At 46.3% G+C, this 20,027-nt stretch carries 20 protein-coding genes and 1 pseudogene; 14 read left to right on the top strand and 7 right to left on the bottom strand.

Annotated features, from left to right (window positions below):
• Positions 1 to 72: 72 nt before the first annotated feature.
• The 7 genes from O6P33_RS09505 to O6P33_RS09475 all read left to right on the top strand — a co-directional run bounded on the left by O6P33_RS09505 (position 73) and on the right by O6P33_RS09475 (position 4,811).
• Complete coding sequence (locus tag O6P33_RS09505; RefSeq protein WP_269817544.1) at positions 73 to 429, top strand: hypothetical protein; 357 nt, start codon at positions 73 to 75, stop codon at positions 427 to 429.
• On the top strand, positions 426 to 887 hold the full coding sequence (locus O6P33_RS09500) for a hypothetical protein (protein ID WP_269817543.1): 462 nt from the start codon (positions 426 to 428) through the stop codon (positions 885 to 887). Before O6P33_RS09505 ends, O6P33_RS09500 begins: the two co-directional genes overlap by 4 nt.
• A gap of 606 nt (positions 888 to 1,493) precedes the next feature.
• Complete coding sequence (locus O6P33_RS09495) at positions 1,494 to 2,297, top strand: ABC-three component system protein (protein WP_269817542.1); 804 nt, start codon at positions 1,494 to 1,496, stop codon at positions 2,295 to 2,297.
• A complete protein-coding gene (locus O6P33_RS09490; RefSeq protein WP_269817541.1) occupies positions 2,294 to 2,515 on the top strand; it encodes an ABC-three component system middle component 7 in 222 nt (73 codons plus the stop codon). The genes O6P33_RS09495 and O6P33_RS09490 overlap by 4 nt, the downstream gene beginning before the upstream one ends.
• A complete protein-coding gene (locus O6P33_RS09485; RefSeq protein WP_269817540.1) occupies positions 2,509 to 4,134 on the top strand; it encodes a DUF2326 domain-containing protein in 1,626 nt (541 codons plus the stop codon). Before O6P33_RS09490 ends, O6P33_RS09485 begins: the two co-directional genes overlap by 7 nt.
• Before the next feature lie 129 nt (positions 4,135 to 4,263).
• Positions 4,264 to 4,521: a type II toxin-antitoxin system Phd/YefM family antitoxin gene (locus O6P33_RS09480; protein ID WP_100689219.1), complete on the top strand. Its 258-nt coding sequence runs from the start codon at positions 4,264 to 4,266 to the stop codon at positions 4,519 to 4,521.
• On the top strand, positions 4,509 to 4,811 hold the full coding sequence (locus O6P33_RS09475) for a type II toxin-antitoxin system RelE/ParE family toxin (protein ID WP_269817539.1): 303 nt from the start codon (positions 4,509 to 4,511) through the stop codon (positions 4,809 to 4,811). The genes O6P33_RS09480 and O6P33_RS09475 overlap by 13 nt, the downstream gene beginning before the upstream one ends.
• A gap of 189 nt (positions 4,812 to 5,000) precedes the next feature.
• Here O6P33_RS09475 and O6P33_RS09470 read toward each other — a convergent pair whose 3' ends face one another.
• Both O6P33_RS09470 and O6P33_RS09465 read right to left on the bottom strand, forming a co-directional pair.
• A complete protein-coding gene (locus tag O6P33_RS09470) occupies positions 5,001 to 5,954 on the bottom strand; it encodes an NAD(P)-dependent oxidoreductase (protein WP_269817538.1) in 954 nt (317 codons plus the stop codon).
• A 335-nt stretch (positions 5,955 to 6,289) separates the two neighbouring features.
• Positions 6,290 to 7,432, bottom strand: coding sequence for an MFS transporter (locus tag O6P33_RS09465; protein WP_269817537.1), 1,143 nt, complete (start codon positions 7,430 to 7,432; stop codon positions 6,290 to 6,292).
• Positions 7,433 to 7,667: 235 nt separating this feature from the next.
• On the opposite strand from O6P33_RS09465, the gene O6P33_RS09460 reads away from it, so the two are divergent.
• Complete coding sequence (locus O6P33_RS09460) at positions 7,668 to 7,961, top strand: DUF1883 domain-containing protein (protein WP_269817536.1); 294 nt, start codon at positions 7,668 to 7,670, stop codon at positions 7,959 to 7,961.
• Positions 7,962 to 8,156: 195 nt separating this feature from the next.
• Here the strand turns inward: O6P33_RS09460 and acnB are convergent, their stop codons facing one another.
• Positions 8,157 to 10,766: a bifunctional aconitate hydratase 2/2-methylisocitrate dehydratase gene (gene acnB, locus O6P33_RS09455; protein WP_269817535.1), complete on the bottom strand. Its 2,610-nt coding sequence runs from the start codon at positions 10,764 to 10,766 to the stop codon at positions 8,157 to 8,159.
• A 373-nt stretch (positions 10,767 to 11,139) separates the two neighbouring features.
• Entirely contained in the window at positions 11,140 to 12,003 is an 864-nt protein-coding gene (locus O6P33_RS09450; protein WP_269817534.1) for a universal stress protein, read from the bottom strand.
• A 175-nt stretch (positions 12,004 to 12,178) separates the two neighbouring features.
• Here O6P33_RS09450 and O6P33_RS09445 point away from each other — a divergent pair, with 175 nt between their 5' ends.
• On the top strand, positions 12,179 to 12,823 hold the full coding sequence (locus tag O6P33_RS09445; RefSeq protein ID WP_269817533.1) for a tRNA-(ms[2]io[6]A)-hydroxylase: 645 nt from the start codon (positions 12,179 to 12,181) through the stop codon (positions 12,821 to 12,823).
• 3 nt (positions 12,824 to 12,826) lie between these two features.
• Here the strand turns inward: O6P33_RS09445 and O6P33_RS09440 are convergent, their stop codons facing one another.
• Positions 12,827 to 13,549 carry a UDP-2,3-diacylglucosamine diphosphatase gene (locus O6P33_RS09440; RefSeq protein WP_269817532.1) on the bottom strand — a complete coding sequence of 241 codons (723 nt, stop codon included), beginning with the start codon at positions 13,547 to 13,549 and terminating at the stop codon, positions 12,827 to 12,829.
• The gene (locus O6P33_RS09435; protein WP_269817531.1) at positions 13,546 to 14,040 is read right to left on the bottom strand and encodes a peptidylprolyl isomerase; all 495 of its coding nucleotides are present in this window, start codon (positions 14,038 to 14,040) and stop codon (positions 13,546 to 13,548) included. Before O6P33_RS09435 ends, O6P33_RS09440 begins: the two co-directional genes overlap by 4 nt.
• Before the next feature lie 130 nt (positions 14,041 to 14,170).
• Between O6P33_RS09435 and O6P33_RS09430 the strand changes: the two genes are divergently transcribed.
• From O6P33_RS09430 to O6P33_RS09420, 3 genes and pseudogenes are all read left to right on the top strand, one after another.
• Positions 14,171 to 15,850, top strand: a complete 1,680-nt coding sequence (locus O6P33_RS09430) for a glutamine--tRNA ligase/YqeY domain fusion protein (protein WP_269817530.1) — start codon at positions 14,171 to 14,173, stop codon at positions 15,848 to 15,850.
• Entirely contained in the window at positions 15,847 to 17,235 is a 1,389-nt protein-coding gene (cysS, locus tag O6P33_RS09425; protein WP_269817529.1) for a cysteine--tRNA ligase, read from the top strand. Before O6P33_RS09430 ends, cysS begins: the two co-directional genes overlap by 4 nt.
• A gap of 229 nt (positions 17,236 to 17,464) precedes the next feature.
• Positions 17,465 to 18,070 (top strand): annotated as a pseudogene (locus O6P33_RS09420) (VacJ family lipoprotein); the annotation flags it as partial.
• Positions 18,071 to 18,091: 21 nt separating this feature from the next.
• Here the strand turns inward: O6P33_RS09420 and O6P33_RS09415 are convergent.
• On the bottom strand, positions 18,092 to 18,385 hold the full coding sequence (locus O6P33_RS09415; protein WP_269817528.1) for a PilZ domain-containing protein: 294 nt from the start codon (positions 18,383 to 18,385) through the stop codon (positions 18,092 to 18,094).
• 311 nt (positions 18,386 to 18,696) lie between these two features.
• On the opposite strand from O6P33_RS09415, the gene O6P33_RS09410 reads away from it, so the two are divergent.
• Positions 18,697 to 19,497, top strand: coding sequence for a PP2C family protein-serine/threonine phosphatase (locus O6P33_RS09410; protein WP_269817527.1), 801 nt, complete (start codon positions 18,697 to 18,699; stop codon positions 19,495 to 19,497).
• Complete coding sequence (gene rssC, locus O6P33_RS09405) at positions 19,494 to 19,982, top strand: anti-sigma factor antagonist RssC (RefSeq protein WP_269817526.1); 489 nt, start codon at positions 19,494 to 19,496, stop codon at positions 19,980 to 19,982. The genes O6P33_RS09410 and rssC overlap by 4 nt, the downstream gene beginning before the upstream one ends.
• The last annotated feature ends 45 nt before the right edge of the window (positions 19,983 to 20,027 follow it).

The raw sequence follows: 20,027 nt of genomic DNA, 5'->3' as shown, positions 1-20,027 counted from the left end.
TATGCACCTCTGCGGCGCAATCTGTCGCTCAGGACGCGTAAGCTGAAAGAGCAATGAGAAAAAGGAAAAGATATGTCAAATTTCGATCAAAATTTTGAAGCTGCACGTCTTGCCTCGTTGGCCGAACAACATTCAGACATTGTAAAAGTTACTGGAGAGGTGGTTTTCCGTGCGGAAGATGATGAAGACCGCTTGAGTGGTACTTCTTGGACACTTGAAGAAGATATTTTCGATCAGGTTACGGAGTCTGGTTTTAAGCTGCATCTGATTGAGCTTCTCGATGATTTTATTGCACACCGAGGCCAATGCAATGAGTTGCCCAAAAAAGAAGGGATAGTTCGTTTTGGTGATGGTGATTTGAGCATTGAGTGGTTGCCTGATGGGTCTACCCATTTATCAGATCATCTGGGTACGGAGCAGCAGGTTTGATTACAAAGCATGACTTGCCATCTTTGGTGACCAAATTTGAGCGCCTACCGGGTCAAATCAATGAGCTTTCAAAGTCCGCTTTTGAAAATGTTTATGGCTCGGAAGCGGCTGCTCAGGCAAAAAACATAGTCTATTTTTTCTTGTCCTCAAAGCCAGTGCCTCGCCTCAATGGAGAGAGTTGCATCCTTTACATAGGCCAAACAAAAACCAGCTTCAAAACCAGATATTTCCGCCATGCAAACCTGCATGCCACATCGAAAGCCAACTCGTTGAAATTTGACATGGTAATAAAAAATTACGGGGCAATAGAAATCGCCTTTTGTGATTACCGCAAGTTTGGCGACACTCTGCTTGGTGCTGAAGGGCAGTTTTTGTGGTGGTACTTTCAAAACCACGGTGAGTATCCGCCAATAAACTACACCAAAACTAAAGTCAGAATAGATGCTGTCAGTGCATAACAAGGCCATTAAATTCGCTCCCTGCGGTCGCCGGACGCTCGTTCCTCGCGCCGTTTATGGCGGGCGTTAAGTGTTCAGAATAATCGCGTCAGCTGTATTGATCCTATATGGATTGACAACAATCTTTGGGTATTACATCGTCCTTTCACCTGAAGAAAGGGCAATAGATTTTGTTCCTTTATTGCTCACATTTATATTTTCTGGTTGTGGGGTGGTAGGTGGAGCTCTTGCGATATTAAACAAGCGTATAGCTTCAGTATTTCTTATTTTATCGTGTCTATTTTATGCTGTTGTGGCTTTATACCAACCAATACAATATTTGGGCTTTCAGGCCTTTGGTGCGCTACATCAAGATACATATATAGGCTTCACAGTCCGTACTGTTCTGGCAGGCGTAGTAATTTACATTCTGTACACATATAGGCAGCAAAGTGGCGCCAACACTTAACAAGCAGCTGTAGTCGCCATGCAAAAGGCGCATGGCTGGGACGGCCTTTCCGTTGTTTGCTTATGCGCTTATCGCTACGCTAGCGCAACACAAACAACTCCAAGTCCGCCCCTAAGCTGGGCGTTATGTTCATCGGTGAAATATTCTAACTGCGGTTTGTGACGACTATTTTTTTAAATAATAAGGAAATTAAAGTGGCAAAATCTAACCCTACAAGGAAAAAGCCTACTGAAAACATGGGGCTTGTTTTGTTTGATGAGGTTGGTGGTATTTGCCCTAAATGTACCAAACCACTCATGAAAAAAAACAAAGGTCAAATGACAAAGCTTTTTGAAGTTGCTCATATATATCCTAATAGTCCTAGGCCTCATGAGTTTGATCTTCTCAAAGGGCAGGAAAGATTAAGTGAAGATGTCGATGATGAATGTAATCTGATCGCCCTTTGCCGAGATTGTCATAAGATTTTTGACAACCCTCGCACTATTGAGGGTTACCGTGAAATGATTCTAATAAAGAAGGAACTTCAACGCTTATCTAATCTACAAAAAAGTTGGTTCGATAATAATATAGATGTTGAGATAAATAAGGTCATAGCATCATTAGCTTCATTTTCGGGTGAGGCTTTAGAAGAATTGTCACTAGAAGCGCTTACGGTCGATTCAAAGTCTGATGAAACATTGAACGGGCTAGTTAAACTGAAGATCAAGAATAATGTTATTTACTTCTACTCGGATATAAAATCTAAATTCTCTGAGCTGGATAAATCAGAACCATATACATCAGACACAATCTATAGTCAGGTAAAGACCTACTATTTAAAACTTAAAAAACAAAACTTAGATCAAACTCAGATATTTTCAGCTCTAACCGATTGGATAAAAAACAGTACTGATTGTAAAAATACAGAGGTATCAGAAATAATCGTATCCTTCTTTGTACAGAATTGTGAGGTTTACTCATGATTACACCGAGCAAAACTATACCATTCAAAGATTCTATAGCTTTCAAGATGACGTATATCCTAGATGAGGAATTTGAGGAAATTTCTGTAGTTGAATTATATAAGAAAACTAAGCGGAAGTTTTTAGGGCTGAATGAGTATATCTACGCTTTAGATGTCTTATATGTTCTTGGAAGAATTGACATAGATATTGAACTGGGGAAAGTAAAAAAATGTTAAAAGAGTTGAGGTGTGCACAATTAATTAAAAAAAGGCTAGTTTTCAACTCAGGCCTTAACGTGTTAACAGGCCCCGATGATGGAGCTAATTCCATTGGTAAATCATCTGTTTTAATGCTTTTGGACTTCGCGTTTGCTGGTGATGATTTTATCAAGTTGTGCGCTGATGTGATTAATAATGTAGGTATTGTAACCGTTGAAGTGGATTTCATTTTCGATGGTTTAAAATATAGTTTTTCTAGAAGCACAAATGACCCTAAGGTTGTGTCATTTTTGAGTGAGAGTGAGAGTGAGAGTGAGAGTGAGAGCCCTGAAAAATCTTTAGATGAATACAGGCAATTTCTTAAGAAAATTTATGGATTTCCAGAGCATGGTTCGAGCTTTAGAAGTGCTGTTAACCCATTTTTCAGGATCTGGGGTAAGGATAACTACAACCCAAATAAGCCATTGAACTCTTTTCCTAGTGAGCCTTATTCAAAAATTAAGCCCAACTTACTTAAACTGTTTTCGTTGTATGGTGCCTTAAGAGAGTTGGAGAAGGAAAAAGCTGCAACTGAGAAGAAGAAGAACATTCTTAAAGGTGTTTTTAATGAGGGCTATATAAAGTCGCTCACTACGAAACAGAAAGAAAAAAGTGAGGAAAGGCTTAAAAAACTTGAAACAGAAATTACAGAAATTAAGTGTAGTCTAGAAAATTACTCTATAAACGCAAATCAAATATTCAACGAAGAAAATTTGAAAATAAAATCAGAAAAAGATGAGCTCGTAAACAGTCTTTTCCTCTTAAAAAATAGACTTAAAAGAACAGATGATAACCTGACTTATGGCAACACTTTTAATAAAAAGAATTTTGAGAAACTTAAGGAATACTTTCCCGAAGTTGATGACAAGAAATTAGCTAAAGTTGATCTGTTTCATTCTGGAATCAGCAAGATTTTAAAAGCTGAATTAAGGGAAGAGAAGACTTTATTGGAAGAGCAGATTGAATCTTTAGAAATTGAAATCAGATCGGTTGAGTTGAAACTTCTTGAGTCTGCTAGAGCCGTCGGTAAGCCTTCTGGTCTAGTAGATAAAATGTTGGAACTATCTTCCGAAGAAAAGGACGTGCGTGATCAAATTAGGTTTTGTGAAATAAAATCAACAATTGATGATAAAGCTGATGAGGTTTCAGGTCAAATAGTAGAGAAATCGACCCAGTCACTTTCTATTATTGAAAGTAAATTGAACGCAGCAATGTCAAAGTACATCAATAGGTTTTATAAGGGAAAACCAGTATCACCTAAGATAATATTAACTGAAACTAAGTATGAATTTAATCACAACGAAGATTCAGGTACAGGTAAAGCATATGCAAATATGATTGCATTAGATATGAGCTTTCTTGAGGAAACATATCTTCCAATTTTGATCCATGATTTGATTGTATTTTCAAACATTGAAGATCATGCAATTGAAGACATTTTTGCAGAATACTCATCAACTAAAAAACAAGTATTTATTGCAATAGATAAGGTGAGTAGATTCAAAGAGGCAACCCGAAATTTAGTGAAGAGCAACGAGTTCTTAATTCTTAGCTCAGAGAGATTAGCATTTGGGAAATCGTGGAAGAATAGAACATAACAAGACGCTGTTTACGGACAATTTTTCCGCTACGCTCCAAAATTGCCGCAAAGCTCGGCGTTAGCTGTGATTGCTTAACCCGTATAGTGATACTATAGTGTCACTGTTAGTCTTAATCAGGGTGCGTCCATGAAAGTTGAGCTTGTTACAAACCTTAAGCGCCAAGCCACAAAAATCTTGGCAGATCTGCGTTTGTCCAAAGAACCGGTACTGATCACTGAACATGGTCAGCCATCCGCTTATCTCGTTGATGTGCAGGATTACGAGTTTATGCAGCGTCGGCTTGAACTGCTTGAGGGGCTCTCACGGGGAGAGCGCGCTGTGCTTGAGGGAAGAACGTACAGCCAAAGTGAGGCTAGGGAGAAAATGAGTAAATGGCTGAAATAATCTGGACGGAGCCAGCCCTTCATGAACTGGATGCTCTCGCTGAGTATGTAGCGTTGGATAATCCTGAAGCGGCCAGCCATTTGGTCGAAAAAGTGTTTGATAAAATTGAGAGTCTAGAGAATTTTCCCCAGTCTGGACGGGTTCCTCCAGGACTGCCCAATTCCGTATACAGGGAGGTAGTAGTGACTCCGTGTCGCATTTTTTATCGAGAAGATGATAAGCGGGTTCTTATCCTATATGTCATGCGAGAGGAGCGGCAGCTTCGTGCTTACATGCTGGAGAGCAGCTAACCAGACACGGCACGCGGTGCCCTTGTCTCCGCTTTGCTGCGTCAAAGTCACCGGTGCGCTTCGGCGCAAGCACTGATGGCTCATTAATAACAAGCAATAACCTAAGCCAGACAAACATCCACTTACACGGCTATACCAGCGCGTAAAAAACACAAACCTACCGCGGCGATAGGTTTGTGTTACTCGGCCTTAAAGAACTGTATTTTCCTGTTCGCCTTTTTCCCATTTGACAATATTTTCAAAGGTGATTTCGGCTCTGCGGACCATGGCCTCTTCTGTGGCAAAGCCGATGTGTGGCAGTAGTACTGTATTTGGCGCATCTAGGATTGGGTAATCTGCAGGAACCGGTGGTTCCATATCGACTCTATCTAAGCCTGCGCCAGCGATTGTTCCGTTGCGCAGAGCTTGTGCCAATGCATCATTATCAACAATCGGGCCCACTGCGGTATTGATTAAGAGTGAGCTGGTTTTCATTAATGCCAGTTTATCTTTATCAATTAAGTGTTGGGTTTCAGGGGTGAGTGGGGTGTGGAGGGTAACGATATCGCTGTTTTTTAAGACGTCATCGAGCGATTTGTACTCAACACCTTTACTGATTAAGTCTGGCTTTTCACTTCGGTTATAAGCAATAACTTTGCAGCCGAACGCCAAGCCTAGCTTTGCTACTGCGCCGCCTATATCTCCAGTGCCTATGATGCCTAAAGTTTTACCTTTTAAGTCAAGCTGTCTGTAGCCATCTTTGGTGCCGCCGCTTCTGGTGACTGCCTCTAAAGGTACAATATTGCGTAGCAGTGAAATGATCAGCCCAAAGGTGATTTCTGCTACGGAGTTGGTGCTGTAACCCGCAGCGTTGGATACTTTAATCCCTTTCTCTTGGCACTTGTCTAAATCGATATGATTAAAACCTGTGAATGCCACTGAAATATATTTTAAGTTTTCTGCAGCATCGATCACTTCACCGCTCAGTGGTGTATTGGCGATCACTATAATATCAGCGTCTTTGATTCTTGTTTTAAGAGTGTCGTCATCTAATTTGCCATCGGTATATGCAATTAACTCGTGGCCATGATCGGCTAAAGGTTTTGTAATTAAATTGAACTCTGTATCACTAATGCCTAAAGATTCTAAGATTACAATTTTCATATTATCTTTTATCTTCCCTCTATTTTGACGGTTACACGCAGTAATGCGGTTAGCCAAGCGTATCCGATATTTTTTAGCTGAATTTTTGATTTGTTTTTCTTGGTGCGATTCAGTGTTTTCTCTGAGGCGCTATTGGCTCGGGAGGCTGGCCATTAAGCAGGTTTGCGCTAAAGGTAGCCATGCAGCTGACTTAACAGCCTTATCCTAAGTTTTGCAGGTGGCGTCTAAGTCGCGTCCACCTAATAAATCGCCTCAACTGCAACCATGATACCTCTTTATGCCGCAGAGCTTAACTTACCGGCTTTGCGACTCTTGTTGCTGTCTAAGAAATGGCTTTATTTAAAGCGTGGTCCGCAAGCGGCAACGATGAGTAAGGCCGCAGCCAGTACAGCAAAGGCAGCGCTAAGTGAGCTGTAATGAGCTACCGCGCCCATCATGGCGGGTCCTGCTAGTACCCCGGCAAAGCCAATGGTGGTGGCAGCAGTGATTGCGAGGTGGGTGGGCATGTGGGTTTGTTTGCTTAAGGACGAAATCAGTACCGGCGAGACGTTGGCGCAGCCCAGTCCGCACAAGGCGTAGCCAACTAATGCTAAGCCCCAGTGTGGGCTTAAAATGCTTAATACAATGCCGCCTGCGGCCAGCAAACCACCGCCAGTGATGATGCGCACACGACCAAACATTTCCACTAGGGCGTCACCTAAGAAGCGACCTAGCGCCACCAGTACAGCAAAGCTTGCGTAGCCCAGACCAGCTTGGGCAGTGGCAATTTGTTTTTCTTCGATTAAAAACAATGCGCTCCAATCTAAAATAACCCCTTCGGCGAGATAGACAATAAAGCACATTAAGCCCACCAGTAAGATCCAGCCGTTGGGCCACATGAAGGCATCTTCGCCGCGCAAGGTGCGTTCATCCAAGTAGCCTGTGACCGCATAGAGACTCAAAATCAGGATTAAGCCAACCACCACCAGAGTGCTGAGCAGTGCCGATAAACCGAGCATCAGCAACACAATCATGGAACCCGCGCCGACAATGGTGCCTAAGCTAAACATGCCATGAAAGTTGGACATCATGCTGCGGTTGGCGCGGTTCTCAATGCTTAAACCTTGGATGTTGAGAATTACATCCAGCACGCCAAGGCTGCCACCAAAGGCAAATAAAGCGATGCCCAGTAGCCACAACGACGGGGCCATAGCCATGCCGATGAGGGCTATTAGCAGTAGCAAGGTCATAACAAACAAGCAGCGGCGGATGCTGAAGCGGTTGGTCAGTGCTGCTGAAATCGGCATGCAGCACAGTGAGCCCACGCCAATGCATAGCAGCATTAAACCAAAGGTGGCATCGCTCATGCTGATATTGCGGCGCACATAAGGCACTAAAGGGGCCCATACGGACAGGCCAAAACCGGCAATAAAATAGCCGATACGGGATGCGAGAATATTGAATAACAAGGAATCAGTACTGGGTTTTATAGCAAACATGGTGATTTAACTCATAGGAAATAAAATTTTTTATTCTAAGAGGTGCAATTACCACAGGTGCAACAAGCCGTGATCAAAGCTGCACAGGTGCCAAGCATGCTGTAAAGCAGAGCGGGGAAGCATAGTTTTAGTCATTTAATTAGGAAGAAAGGCCCAGTGTGGCGCAAGAGAAATGCAAATGCATGACAGCTAACGTGATATATTACGCGCAAATAATTGATTTGTGATAGGTATTATGAAGTTTGTACATCAGCGAGAACTTTTAAATGAAGATGACACTGTGGTTATCCATTGCTCGCAAACCTGCAATATCCGCCTGATGAATGACCGCAATTTTCGCAGTTATAAAAATGGTGGTCGGCATACTTACTATGGTGGGGCGTTTGAAGACTTTCCCGCGCGTATTAAGGTGCCCAGCAGCGGTAATTGGAATATCACCATAGACACTGTAACGCGTAAGGCTATTAGCGTGACTCGCAAGCCTGATTTTACCTATAAAATCAAAATCATCCGCAATAAAGATAAGTAGCTAACGCCTGTGCGCTGGACTGTTCAGTTCAGCGTCGGATCTAGACAGCATTACTGCAAAACCCAGCGTGCCACTGCGGGCTGGGCTGCTGTTGCCGTGGTTTTTTACACTCACTTCTAGCACACCAAAAACACACTCTGAAAACAAAAATGCCCCGCATTAAGCAGGGCATTTTGTGTTGCAATCGACGCTAAATTACACTTCTAGCACAGGGATAGTCGCTTTAGCAGCGGCTTCTGTGTAGTTCGCCATTTGGTCGAAGTTGAGGTAGCGGTATACATCAGCGGACATGCTATCGATGTCTGCAGCGTAAGCCATGTACTCTTCAACTGTTGGCAACTTACCCGTGATTGAGGCAACAGCCGCAAGCTCAGCCGAGGCCAAGAATACGTCAGTGTTGTCACCTAAACGGTTCGGGAAGTTACGGGTAGACGTTGAAACTACAGTGGTGCCTGTCTCAACACGTGCTTGGTTACCCATGCACAGTGAGCAGCCTGGCTCTTCAATACGCGCGCCGGCTTTTTTGTAGGTCTCGTAGTAGCCTTCTTCAGTCAGTTGGTACTTATCCATACGGGTTGGTGGTGCTAGCCACAGACGGGTTGGCATTTCGCCTTCAACTTTCTGTAGTAGTTTACCTGCCGCGCGGAAGTGACCAATGTTGGTCATGCACGAACCGATGAACACTTCATCAATTTTACGGCCTTGGACGTCAGACAGAAGACGTGCATCGTCTGGGTCGTTTGGTGCGCACAGAATCGGCTCATTGATTTCATTTAGATCAATTTCGATTACTGCAGCGTACTCTGCGTTAGCGTCTGCTTGCATCAGCTCAGGCTTGGCTAACCATGCTTCCATAGCTTGTGCGCGACGCTCGATGGTACGTGCATCGCCGTAACCTTCAGAAATCATCCAGCGTAGCATGGTGATGTTGGAGCGCAGGTACTCAGCGATTACGTCTTCTGGCAGCTTAATGGTGCAACCAGCAGCGGAACGCTCAGCAGATGCGTCAGACAGTTCAAACGCTTGCTCAACGGTGAGGTTGTCCAAGCCTTCGATTTCGAGAATACGGCCAGAGAAGATGTTCTTCTTGCCTTTTTTCTCAACGGTCAGGTGACCTTCTTGAATCGCGCGGTAAGGAATCGCATGCACTAGGTCACGTAAAGTGATACCAGGCTTCATTTTACCTTTAAAGCGAACCAATACTGACTCAGGCATATCCAGTGGCATTACACCGGTAGCTGCGGCGAACGCAACCAAGCCAGAACCTGCAGGGAAGGAGATACCAATTGGGAAGCGGGTGTGTGAGTCACCACCAGTACCAACGGTGTCAGGCAATAACATGCGGTTCAGCCAGCTGTGGATGATACCGTCGCCTGGGCGCAAGGAAACACCGCCGCGGTTCATGATGAAGTCAGGCAGCGTGTGGTGCGTGATTTCGTCAATTGGCTTTGGATAGGCTGAGGTGTGGCAGAATGACTGCATTACCAAGTCAGCAGAGAAGCCTAAGCAAGCTAAGTCTTTCAACTCGTCACGGGTCATTGGGCCAGTGGTGTCTTGCGAACCAACGGTGGTCATTTTTGGCTCACAGTAGGTGCCAGGGCGTACGCCTTGACCTTCTGCTAAGCCGCAAGCGCGACCAACCATTTTCTGCGCTAAAGTAAAGCCTTTATCGCTACCTGCTGGTGGTACAGGCTTTTTGAATAAGTCTGAAGGCTCTAAGCCAAGCTCAGCACGGGCTTTTTCAGTCAAACCACGGCCAATGATCAATGGAATACGGCCGCCGGCACGTACTTCATCAAGCAGAACGTCAGTTTTTAATTCAAAGGTGGTGACTAATTCGTCAGAACCATTGCGACGTACTTCGCCTTTGTATGGGTAAACGTCAATCACGTCGCCCATGTTTAAATCAGTGCAATCGAATTCGATTGGCAGAGCACCGGCATCTTCCATGGTGTTGTAGAAGATTGGAGCAATTTTAGTACCGAAGCAGAAACCACCAGCGCGCTTGTTAGGTACATTCGGGATATCGTCACCGAAGAACCACAGCACAGAGTTAGTCGCTGACTTACGTGAAGAACCCGTACCAACAACATCACCAACGTAAGCAACTGGGAAGCCTTTAGCTTTCAGTGCTTCCATTTGTTTGATTGGACCAACTGAACCTGGAACGTCAGGGTTGATACCGTCGCGCTCCATTTTCAGCATCGCTAATGCGTGCAAAGGGATGTCAGGACGTGACCATGCATCAGGGGCTGGTGACAGGTCATCAGTGTTGGTTTCGCCGGTTACTTTGAAGACGCTTAAAGAAATCTTTTCTTCTAGAGCTGGGCGCGCTTTGAACCACTCGCCGTCAGCCCATGACTGCATCACTGCTTTAGCGTTGGCATTGCCCGCTTTAGCTTTTTCAGCAACGTCGTGGAACGCATCAAACATCAGCAGGGTGTGCTTGAGTTCGGTAGCAGCTAATTCTGCTAATTCAGCGTTGTCTAAAAGAGCAACCAAAGTTTCAATGTTGTAGCCACCTTGCATGGTGCCTAACAACTTAACAGCGTGCGCTTTATCAATAAGTGGTGAAGTGGCTTCACCTTTAGCGATGGCTGATAAGAAACCAGCTTTAACATAAGCGGCTTCGTCAACACCTGCTGGTACACGGTTGGTGATGAGGTCCAGAAGGAACTCTTCTTCACCAGCGGGTGGGTTTTTTAATAGCTCAACTAAACCTGCGGTTTGTTCGCTATCGAGAGGCTGAGGGACAATGCCCTGTTCAGCGCGTTCTGCTACGTGTTTGCGGTAGGCTTCAAGCACAGTATTTTATCCTCATCATTAGCCCCCAAACAGGAAGGGGCGCTTATCCAGAAGCTGTTTTCAAAGTATTACAGGCACGCATCAGCAGATTTTTTAGAAAAATATCATTGCTATTTACGTGCAGCGTTCAGAAATACAACCCTTGACGCTTTGAAAACAGCCTCGACTTTGGACATGGTTGCCTAAAATGGCGGGCTTATTCTAAGTCAAAAGCGTTATAAAGTTAAGGGGCATTCGCTGTTTCTAGCATAGATTTACGTCTTAGACCTTGAGCTAGCATGTTTTTCATTCTATTTTTTGCTCGGCTGTGCTAGGGGTTAGCTCAGCAGTTGAGCCGCTTGAACAGGGAGTTAAGCGGCTCAATTGGAAGCGCTTATTTGCGCTCGAGTGGAGTTTCCAAGTGAATCATTACTGACTCTGGCTTGAGCACTAGAACGTCAGTTTCTACAGCATCAAGCACAACCTCGGCAGTGTTACCGATTAAAGCACCGGACAAGCCAGTGCGCGCCACTGTACCAATCACAGTAACCACTGCATCCAGTTCGCTGGCCATCTGTGGGATCAAGACATCCGCTGGGCCTTCTTTAATGTGCATCTGCTCGTCAGTGAGCTCGTATTCTTTAATGAACTTGGCACACTGCTCGCGGTAGCGTGCTTCAATGGTTTCACGCAGCTGGAAGGTTGGGTCAGAGGCTGACAGCATTGGCGACGGGTGCGCAGTCAATACATGCAATGTTGCTTTGGCAATAGCGGCCACTTCAAAAGCATTGTTGATTAAGCTGGCGTGCAGGGCTTTATGTTCGGCGCTGCTGTTACCCACATCCACTGCGGCCAGAATAGAGCCTTCAGTCCACGGACGTTTGGTTTTTGCAATCAGTACAGGGCTAGGGCAGTAGCGCAGTAACTTCCAGTCATCTGGGGTTAGTAGGGCGCGTTTGAGAGGGTTCTCTGGGAAATGCTGCTTGATCACGAGGCCACAGCTTTCCGCTTGCTGGGCTTGAATAATAGTTTGGTGAAAAGACTCATGCCAAGCTTGCTCGGTGGTGACCTCGTAGCCATCCTCTTTCAGCTCTTGGGCAATTTTAGCTAAGTATTCGCCATGTTCATCACGCTTATCGCAGACCAGTAAGTGTAGGCGTGAGTGAGTAACCCCTGCGATTAATTTTGCACGTTTAAGTGCTAGCGCTTCTGGTTGGTTGGGGGTCATAACGACCAAGATGCTACGGATAGCTTGCATGTGTGTCTCCCTGCGTTTTTAGTATATAGAGCACTGTACTGAGTAGAATGCCAGATAGAGTGCCAGTTTTCCAAGCTGCTGGGTATTGATACCCGTCAAACAATTAAGGAGGCTGGTTGTTCTGCTGTTGCCCCGTATAATAGCCCGCATTCATTATCTTATTTAGTACCTGTCTATGTTAATACCTGAAGTTGAAGCTTTTTTACAGTGCCAAACCCCGCAAGGTTGGATTGAATGTGCGCTGGATCACCCTGAAGAGCTGTTGCTCGATCATGCTAACTGTGAAAAGAAGGCAGCAGGTACGGCGTTGAGTCTTATGTTTCGTTATGCCGAACGTGAAGAATTGCAGCAGTACCTGTCGCGTCTGGCTCGGGAAGAGTTGCGCCATTTTGAGCAAGTGACTGCTTTAATGAAAAAGCGTGGGATGCGCTACCGTCAGCTCAGTCCCTCGCATTATGCGCGGCGTTTACAGCAGCATATTGCTGCGCAAGAGCCAGATAAGCTGATTGATACTTTAATTGTCTTGGCTTTTATTGAGGCACGTTCCTGCGAGCGTTTTTATCGTTTAGCACCGCATTTAGATGAAGAGTTGGGGCGCTTTTATACCTCTTTGCTCAAGTCAGAGTCGCGGCATTTCGAGGGCTACCTGCGCATGGCTGAGTTGTATGCCAAAAAGCCCATTGCAGAGCGCGTGGCGTTTTTTGCAGAAATTGAGCGTCAAGCCATTTTAACCGAAGATGACACCGAGTTTAGGTTCCACAGTGGTGTGCCAAAGCCACAAGTAGACCCAAAGCCGCAAACTAGCCAAGCAGCACGCTAAAAGCTATGGCGTGCTAGGGAAAGGCAATGCTTGCAGCTTGAGGCTGTTGTGCTCAGCTTTAATAAACCAACCTTGGCTGTCCCAGTCGCCAAGTACTATGCGCTGCTTGCCCTCGGCCAAAGTATGTACGGCTGGGCGGTGCGTGTGGCCGTGAATTAGAGTGCAAACTTGGTAGTGCGCCATGACTTGCTCAACAGCGGCTGGGTTCACATCAGTGATGTCCATGGCTTTCATGCGGGTGCTGGTTTTGCTTTTTTGTCGTAAATCTCCGGCTAAACGCTGGCGGGTGCGTAACGGCAGGTTGCGTAAGATAAAGAGTATCAGCGGGTTGCGCAGCACTCTACGTAAACGAATGTAGCTGCGATCGCTGGTGCACAGGCTGTCGCCATGCATCAATAACACCGGTTTGCCAGCAAGCTTGACGATGCTCGGGTCTTTTAATAGTTCACAATCTGCCAGCTCACAAAAGTCGTGGCCCAGTAAAAAATCACGGTTACCATGCATGATATAGATTTGCGTCCCACCAGCGGCTACTGCGCTAAGGGCGGTGGCAATTGAGCGCTGAAAGGGCGTCATGGCGTCATCACCAATCCACACCTCAAAGAAATCACCGAGAATATACAGTGCTTGCGCATGCTTGGCGTGCTGCTCAAGAAACGCAAGGAACGCACCGGTGATGTCCGGGCGCTCCTCATGCAAGTGCAGATCAGAAATCAGCAGAATCACTCGACAATCTCTGCCTTTTCGATAATGACATCTTCACGTGGCACATCTTGGTGGCCATTACGGCTGGTGGTAGCAACACCTTTAATCGCTTCAACCACATCCATGCCGTCAACCACTTCACCAAATACGGTGTAGCCCCAGCCTTGTGTGGTGGGTGCAGTGTGATCGAGGAAGTCATTGTCTTGGACGTTAATGAAAAACTGCGCTGAAGCTGAGTGTGGCTCCATAGTGCGTGCCATGGCAATGGTGCCTTTTTTATTGGATAAACCGTTGTTGGCTTCGTTTTTAATTGTCGCGCGGGTGCTTTTCTGTTGCATGTCGGTGTCAAAACCGCCGCCTTGAATCATGAAGTTGCTGATCACACGATGAAAAATAGTGTTGTCGTAGTGACCGTCTTTAACGTACTGAATAAAGTTGGCTGCTGTTTCTGGGGCTTCATCAGCAAAAAGTTTTAAAGTGATAACGCCGTGATTGGTGTGTAATTTAATCATTGAGTTGATCCATAGAAAGCTAAAAAGTCATAGACCTGTCAGAGAGGTGGCAGGTTCGGGTATGATAAGCACTTTATTTGAGCCAGCCTACCCATAATAGGCAGTAATGAGTATTAAAGAGCCCATGAGCATGTCTGAATCGTCCGTAAATGTCGCCGCGAACTTTCTTCGTCCTATTGTTCAAGCTGATTTGCAGTCAGGCAAGCACAGTAGCATTGTTACGCGCTTCCCCCCCGAACCCAATGGCTATTTGCACATTGGTCACGCCAAATCCATCTGCCTTAACTTTGGTTTAGCCAAAGAGTTTGGTGGAGTGTGTCATTTGCGTTTTGATGACACTAACCCCGCCAAAGAAGAGCAAGAGTACATCGATGCGATTAAAGATGATGTGCGCTGGCTGGGCTTTCAGTGGGATGGTGAGGTGCGTTATGCCTCTGATTATTTTGAGCAGCTGTACCAGTGGGCGGTGTATTTGGTTGAGCAAGGCAAAGCCTATGTGTGTGATTTGTCTCCCGAGCAAGCCCGTGAATACCGTGGCAGTTTGACTGAGCCGGGTAAAAACAGTCCGTTTCGTGAGCGCAGTGTCAGCGAGAACTTAGATTTGCTGACGCGTATGCGTGCCGGTGAGTTTCCTGATGGCACCTGTGCTTTGCGCGCCAAAATAGATATGGCTTCACCCAATATGAATTTGCGTGATCCTATTTTGTACCGTATTCGTCACGCCCATCACCACCAAACCGGTGATGCTTGGTGTATCTATCCAAGTTATGACTTTACCCACGGTCAGTCCGATGCCATTGAGTTAATTACTCACTCGATCTGTACCCTAGAGTTTGAAGATCACCGTCCTTTGTATGAGTGGTTTTTAGAGCAGCTGCCAGTGCCGGCTAAGCCGCGTCAGTATGAGTTTGCTCGCCTTAACTTGAACTACACCATCACCAGTAAGCGTAAGCTCAAACAGTTAGTGGATGATCAACACGTTAGTGGTTGGGATGATCCGCGCATGTCGACTATTAGCGGCTTCCGTCGCCGCGGTTTTACCCCAGCATCCATTCGTAATTTCTGCGACATGATTGGGGTCAACCGTGCGGGTGGTATTGTCGATTTAAGCATGCTTGAGTTCTGTATTCGTGAAGATCTGGATTACAACGCTACGCGGGCGATGTGCGTGCTTAAACCGCTTAAAGTGGTGATTACCAATTACCCAGAAGACCAAGAGCTGATGCTGCAATTGCCGCGCCACCCTAAGCGTGATGAAGGGGTGCGTGAGTTGCCGTTTGCTCGCGAGATTTATATTGATGCCAGTGACTACGAAGAAAACCCACCTAAGGGTTACCGTCGTTTAATGCCGGGTACGGAAGTGCGTTTGCGTGGTAGCTATGTGATCCGTGCGGATGAAGCTATTCGTGATGCTGAGGGTAATATTGTCGAGTTGCGTTGCTCTTATGATCCAGAAACGCTCGGTAAAAACCCGGAAGGCCGTAAAGTTAAAGGCGTAATTCACTGGGTTCCAGCTGCGCAAAGTGTTGAGTGCGAAGTGCGCCTGTATGACCGTCTATTTAGCACCGCTAATCCAGATAAAGATGTAGAGGGTGAAACCAGCGAATCCTTCTTGGATAACATTAACCCTGAGTCACTGGTGGTGTTAAAGGGTTGTCGTGCCGAGCCTTCTTTGTTGCAAGCACAGGTTGGAGAGAGCTTTCAGTTTGAACGTGAAGGGTATTTTTGCTTAGACAACGTCGATAGCAAGCCTGATGCGCTGGTCTTTAACCGCACGGTAACTTTGCGTGATTCATGGGGGAAAGCATGACTTTAGCGATTTATAACACCCTAACTAAACAAAAAGAGCCGCTGCAGCCTTTAGAGGGCAACCATGTGCGTATGTATGTCTGCGGTATGACCGTGTACGACTACTGCCATATTGGCCATGCTCGCGTCATGGTGGCGTTTGATGTCGTAACGCGCTGGTTACGTCATCGTGGTTATGATGTCACTTATGTGCGTAATATCACTGATATTGATGACAAGATCATTCAACGTGCGCAAGAAAATGGAGAGCCATTTGAGCAACTGGTTGAGCGTATGATTGCTGCCATGCATGAAGACGAGGGACGTTTAAATGTCCTGCGGCCTGATCAAGAACCCCGCGCTACAGGGCATATTGATGGCATGTTTAAGATGATCCAAACCTTAATTGATAAAGGCTTTGCTTATGCAGCCGACAATGGGGATGTTTATTATCGCGTAGCTAAGTTTGCCGGTTACGGTAAGTTATCGCGCCGTAAAATCAGCGATTTAAAAATCGGTGCGCGTATTGAAGTGGACGAAGCGAAAGAAGACCCATTGGACTTCGTACTCTGGAAATCCGCCAAGGCGGGCGAGCCAAGCTGGGATTCGCCATGGGGTAAAGGCCGTCCAGGCTGGCACATTGAGTGCTCAGTGATGTCCACGTGCTGCTTAGGCGATAGCTTTGATATTCATGGTGGCGGGCCAGATTTGGTATTCCCGCACCACGAGAATGAAATTGCGCAAAGCGAGGCTGCCACAGGTAAACAGTATGCAACCACATGGATGCATGCTGGAGCCGTGCGTGTGGATGGCGAGAAAATGTCCAAATCTTTGGGTAATTTTTTCACCATTCGTGATGTGCTGGAGAAATACCATCCAGAAGTGGTGCGTTATCTTTTGGTCTCCAGCCATTACCGCAGCCCGATCAATTACTCGGAAGACAACTTGCGTGAAGCTCGTTCGGCGTTAGAGCGCTTTTACCAAACATTTAAAGGTGTTGAGAGCGTGCCTGCTGCGGGCGGAGAGACTTATGTTGAACGCTTTAACAAAGCCATGGACGACGACTTTAATGCCCCAGAGGCGTGCTCGATCTTGTTTGAGATGGCCCGTGAGGTCAACCGTGTGCATAAACAAGACCCACAGGCTGCAGCAGGTTTAGCCGCGCGCATCAAAGAGCTGGGCGCTGTATTAGGTATCTTGCAATTACAGCCTGATGCTTTCTTGCAAGCCGGTGCTGAGAAGCGTGTGGATGCCGCGCAGGTTGAGTCTTTGATTGCCGCACGCATCGCTGCCCGCGAAAGCAAAGATTGGGCAGAGTCGGACCGCATACGTGATGAGCTAACCGCTTTAGGTATTGTGCTAGAAGATGGTAAAGACGGCACTGGTTGGCGTTTTGCTGATCAGTAAAAGGTTATCTAAGAGCTGCGTGGATGTTACTGCGCAGCTTATTAAATTTTTCCAAATGACTGTTGAATAAAACAGTGGGGGCTTTATGCGGCTTGTTATAACTAAATCCATGCGCGGCATTTTGAGCGGCATGTTAGTGGCTGGATGCCTGAGTTTGCCGAGCACTGCTCTGGCGCAAGAAACAGATTTCACTGACTTGGATAACGAGTGGCAAGAGTTTGGTGAAAACGAAGACCCGTGGGAGCGTACCAACCGCGCTATTTTTCGTTTTAACGATACTGTGGACCGCTGGACATTAAAGCCGTTGGCTAAAGGTTATCAAGCAGTTACGCCAGATATTGTTGAAGATGGTGTGCATAACTTTTTCCGTAATATCGGTGAAACGAGTAACCTCGCGAATAACCTGCTCCAGTTTAAATTGCGTGATGCTGGTGTTGATACGGCACGTTTTTTCTTTAACACCACCTTTGGTCTGTTAGGTGTTTTTGATGTGGCAACTAAAATGGGGCTGCAGCGCAATGATGAAGACTTCGGTCAAACCTTAGGGGCTTGGGGCGTAAAAAGCGGGCCATATGTGGTGCTGCCGTTCTTAGGTCCAAGCACCGTGCGTGATGCAGTTGCGTTATACCCAGACAGCTATACCGTGCCTTATCGAGCCATTAATGATGTGCCGGTGCGCAACAGCATGCTGGCTTTAAATATAGTGGATGCACGTGCGAGCCTGCTGTCCTCTGAGCGTTTTGTTGTCGGTGACAGATACCGTTTTGTAAGGAATGCTTTCCTGCAAAATCGCGAGTTTCGAGTGCGCGACGGCAATGTTGTCGATGATTTCTAGAGCGCCTGTGGTGTTCTAGGGTCAACGTATTGCCGTGATTTTAAGACCTAAGGCGAGGCGGCCATCATCGAGAGTTTCGACACGTAAGATGGTGGCTTCGGCCTCAAGACCTGGCAGTTGCGGATGCGTGGAAACAATACTGGCATGCACTGCTTGCCCATGGCTAAAGGTGGCAGGCTGATTCAATTCAACTTGCATACCAGTGCTGGATAAATCAGTGCAAATACCTTGGTAGATTTGTCCGTTGCTCTGCAGTGTTATCGGCGTTTCGACACGCATACGGATAAAATCACGCTTTTCGCTGTAATGATGCATGGTTTAACTCCCAGTGGTTAATTTTGAGTGGCTTTAGTGCTAACAGCTGCAAGCCTCTTTTTTCTGTTTAAAAACAATAAAACTGCCTGCCTTCAAGCAAATGTAAAGTGTTCGCTAGCCGCTTTATCTTTATGTGTTGCACTTCTATTTTCTGCTGAATTTCATCTGTCTAGTTATAGCTGATTGGCGCTGTAAGGCAATGCTTTTGCGCCTGAACGGTCGAGCCAAAACTGCTCAGCTATAGAGTGCTTGAATCAGCGCAATGATGAGAGTACCTTTTGCCCCTAAACACTATTTACGATTGATAAGTAATGGATTCTCTTGAAAGACAACACAACTCTGCTGCAGACTCAGAAGAGTTGCTCTTACTGCAAAAACAGCAGGCGTTACTGCTGACTGATCAGCTTGCTGGCAAACACTTACAGCAGCAGTTGCGCCCACAAACACCTTGGCAGGCGCAAGGCCTGACGTTTGAGCACTGTGTGGTTCCTGCGCTGTACTTGACCGGTGACTCACTGGACTACTTTGAGTTGCCCGACGGGCGCATCTTGCTCTACTTAGCGGATGTAGCAGGCAGCGGTACTGCGGCAGCATTGATCAGTATGCTACTGAAAAGTATTGTGCGCAGTTATAGCTTTACTGCAGGTCTTGCAGAAGAGATTACCCCGGCATCGATGCTGACCTATTTGAATCAGCGTTTGCTCACTTATGACTCAGACCGACATATCACCCTTATTTGTATGATTATTAATACCCAAGAAAACACGTTGCAGTGGAGTGCTGCTGGGCACTTACCGTCCCCCATTTTATACAGTGCTGGGCATGCTGAGTTCTTAGCTGGACAAGGGCAGCCAGTGGGTATGTTTGAGCAGGTCAGTTATGTTGATGAGCAGTTGCAACTGCCCCAGGCTTTTAGTCTGAGCCTGTTCTCCGACGGTATTTTTGATGTGCAGCCACAAGACAGTTTGGTTGGCAGTGAGGCAGCTTTACCGGCGTTAATTAGTGCTGCGCAAGGTGAGTATGCGCAGATAGTGCAGCGCCTTGGGCTAGCTAACTGCAGCAATATGCCTGATGATATCGCCATGCTGGTGCTGAGCAGGAATCTTGCATGAGTGATGGTAAAATTCAGTGTGCTGAATACGGTGACACCTTTATTTTAAAGTGCATAGGCGAGGTGCGGTTAACCTTTTGCTCAGCGCTGAATGAAGTAATCGAGAAAATTCTGAAAACTCACGCGTTTAAGTCAATTGTGATTGATTTAACAGAGGTGATCAGCATCGACAGCACCACTTTGGGCTTGTTGGCTAAGCTTTCGATTTTATCGAAACGAAAGTACGGCATGCTGCCAACCTTGGCCAGCACCAATCCTGATGTGAGTCGTGTGCTTGAGTCCATGGGGTTTAATCAGGTATTCAATTTAGTACACACCGCTACACCTTGTCCTGAATGCTTGGATGATCTGCCTGAGCAGGATCAGTCAGAAGAGCTGGTTAAAGCGCGGGTGTTAGAGGCGCATCGTATTTTAATGAGTTTAAATCAGTCCAATCGCGATGAGTTTCGTGACTTGGTCAGTGCTTTAGAAAGCTCCAGCGCGTAATCCCCAACTTGGATGCGTTGGCAATCTGCTGCTTGGCGCTCTGGG

Source organism: Denitrificimonas caeni, assembly GCF_027498055.1.
Lineage (GTDB): Bacteria > Pseudomonadota > Gammaproteobacteria > Pseudomonadales > Pseudomonadaceae > Denitrificimonas.
Note: the sequence above shows the minus strand (reverse complement) of the source record. Positions and strands in the feature narration are given on the sequence as shown.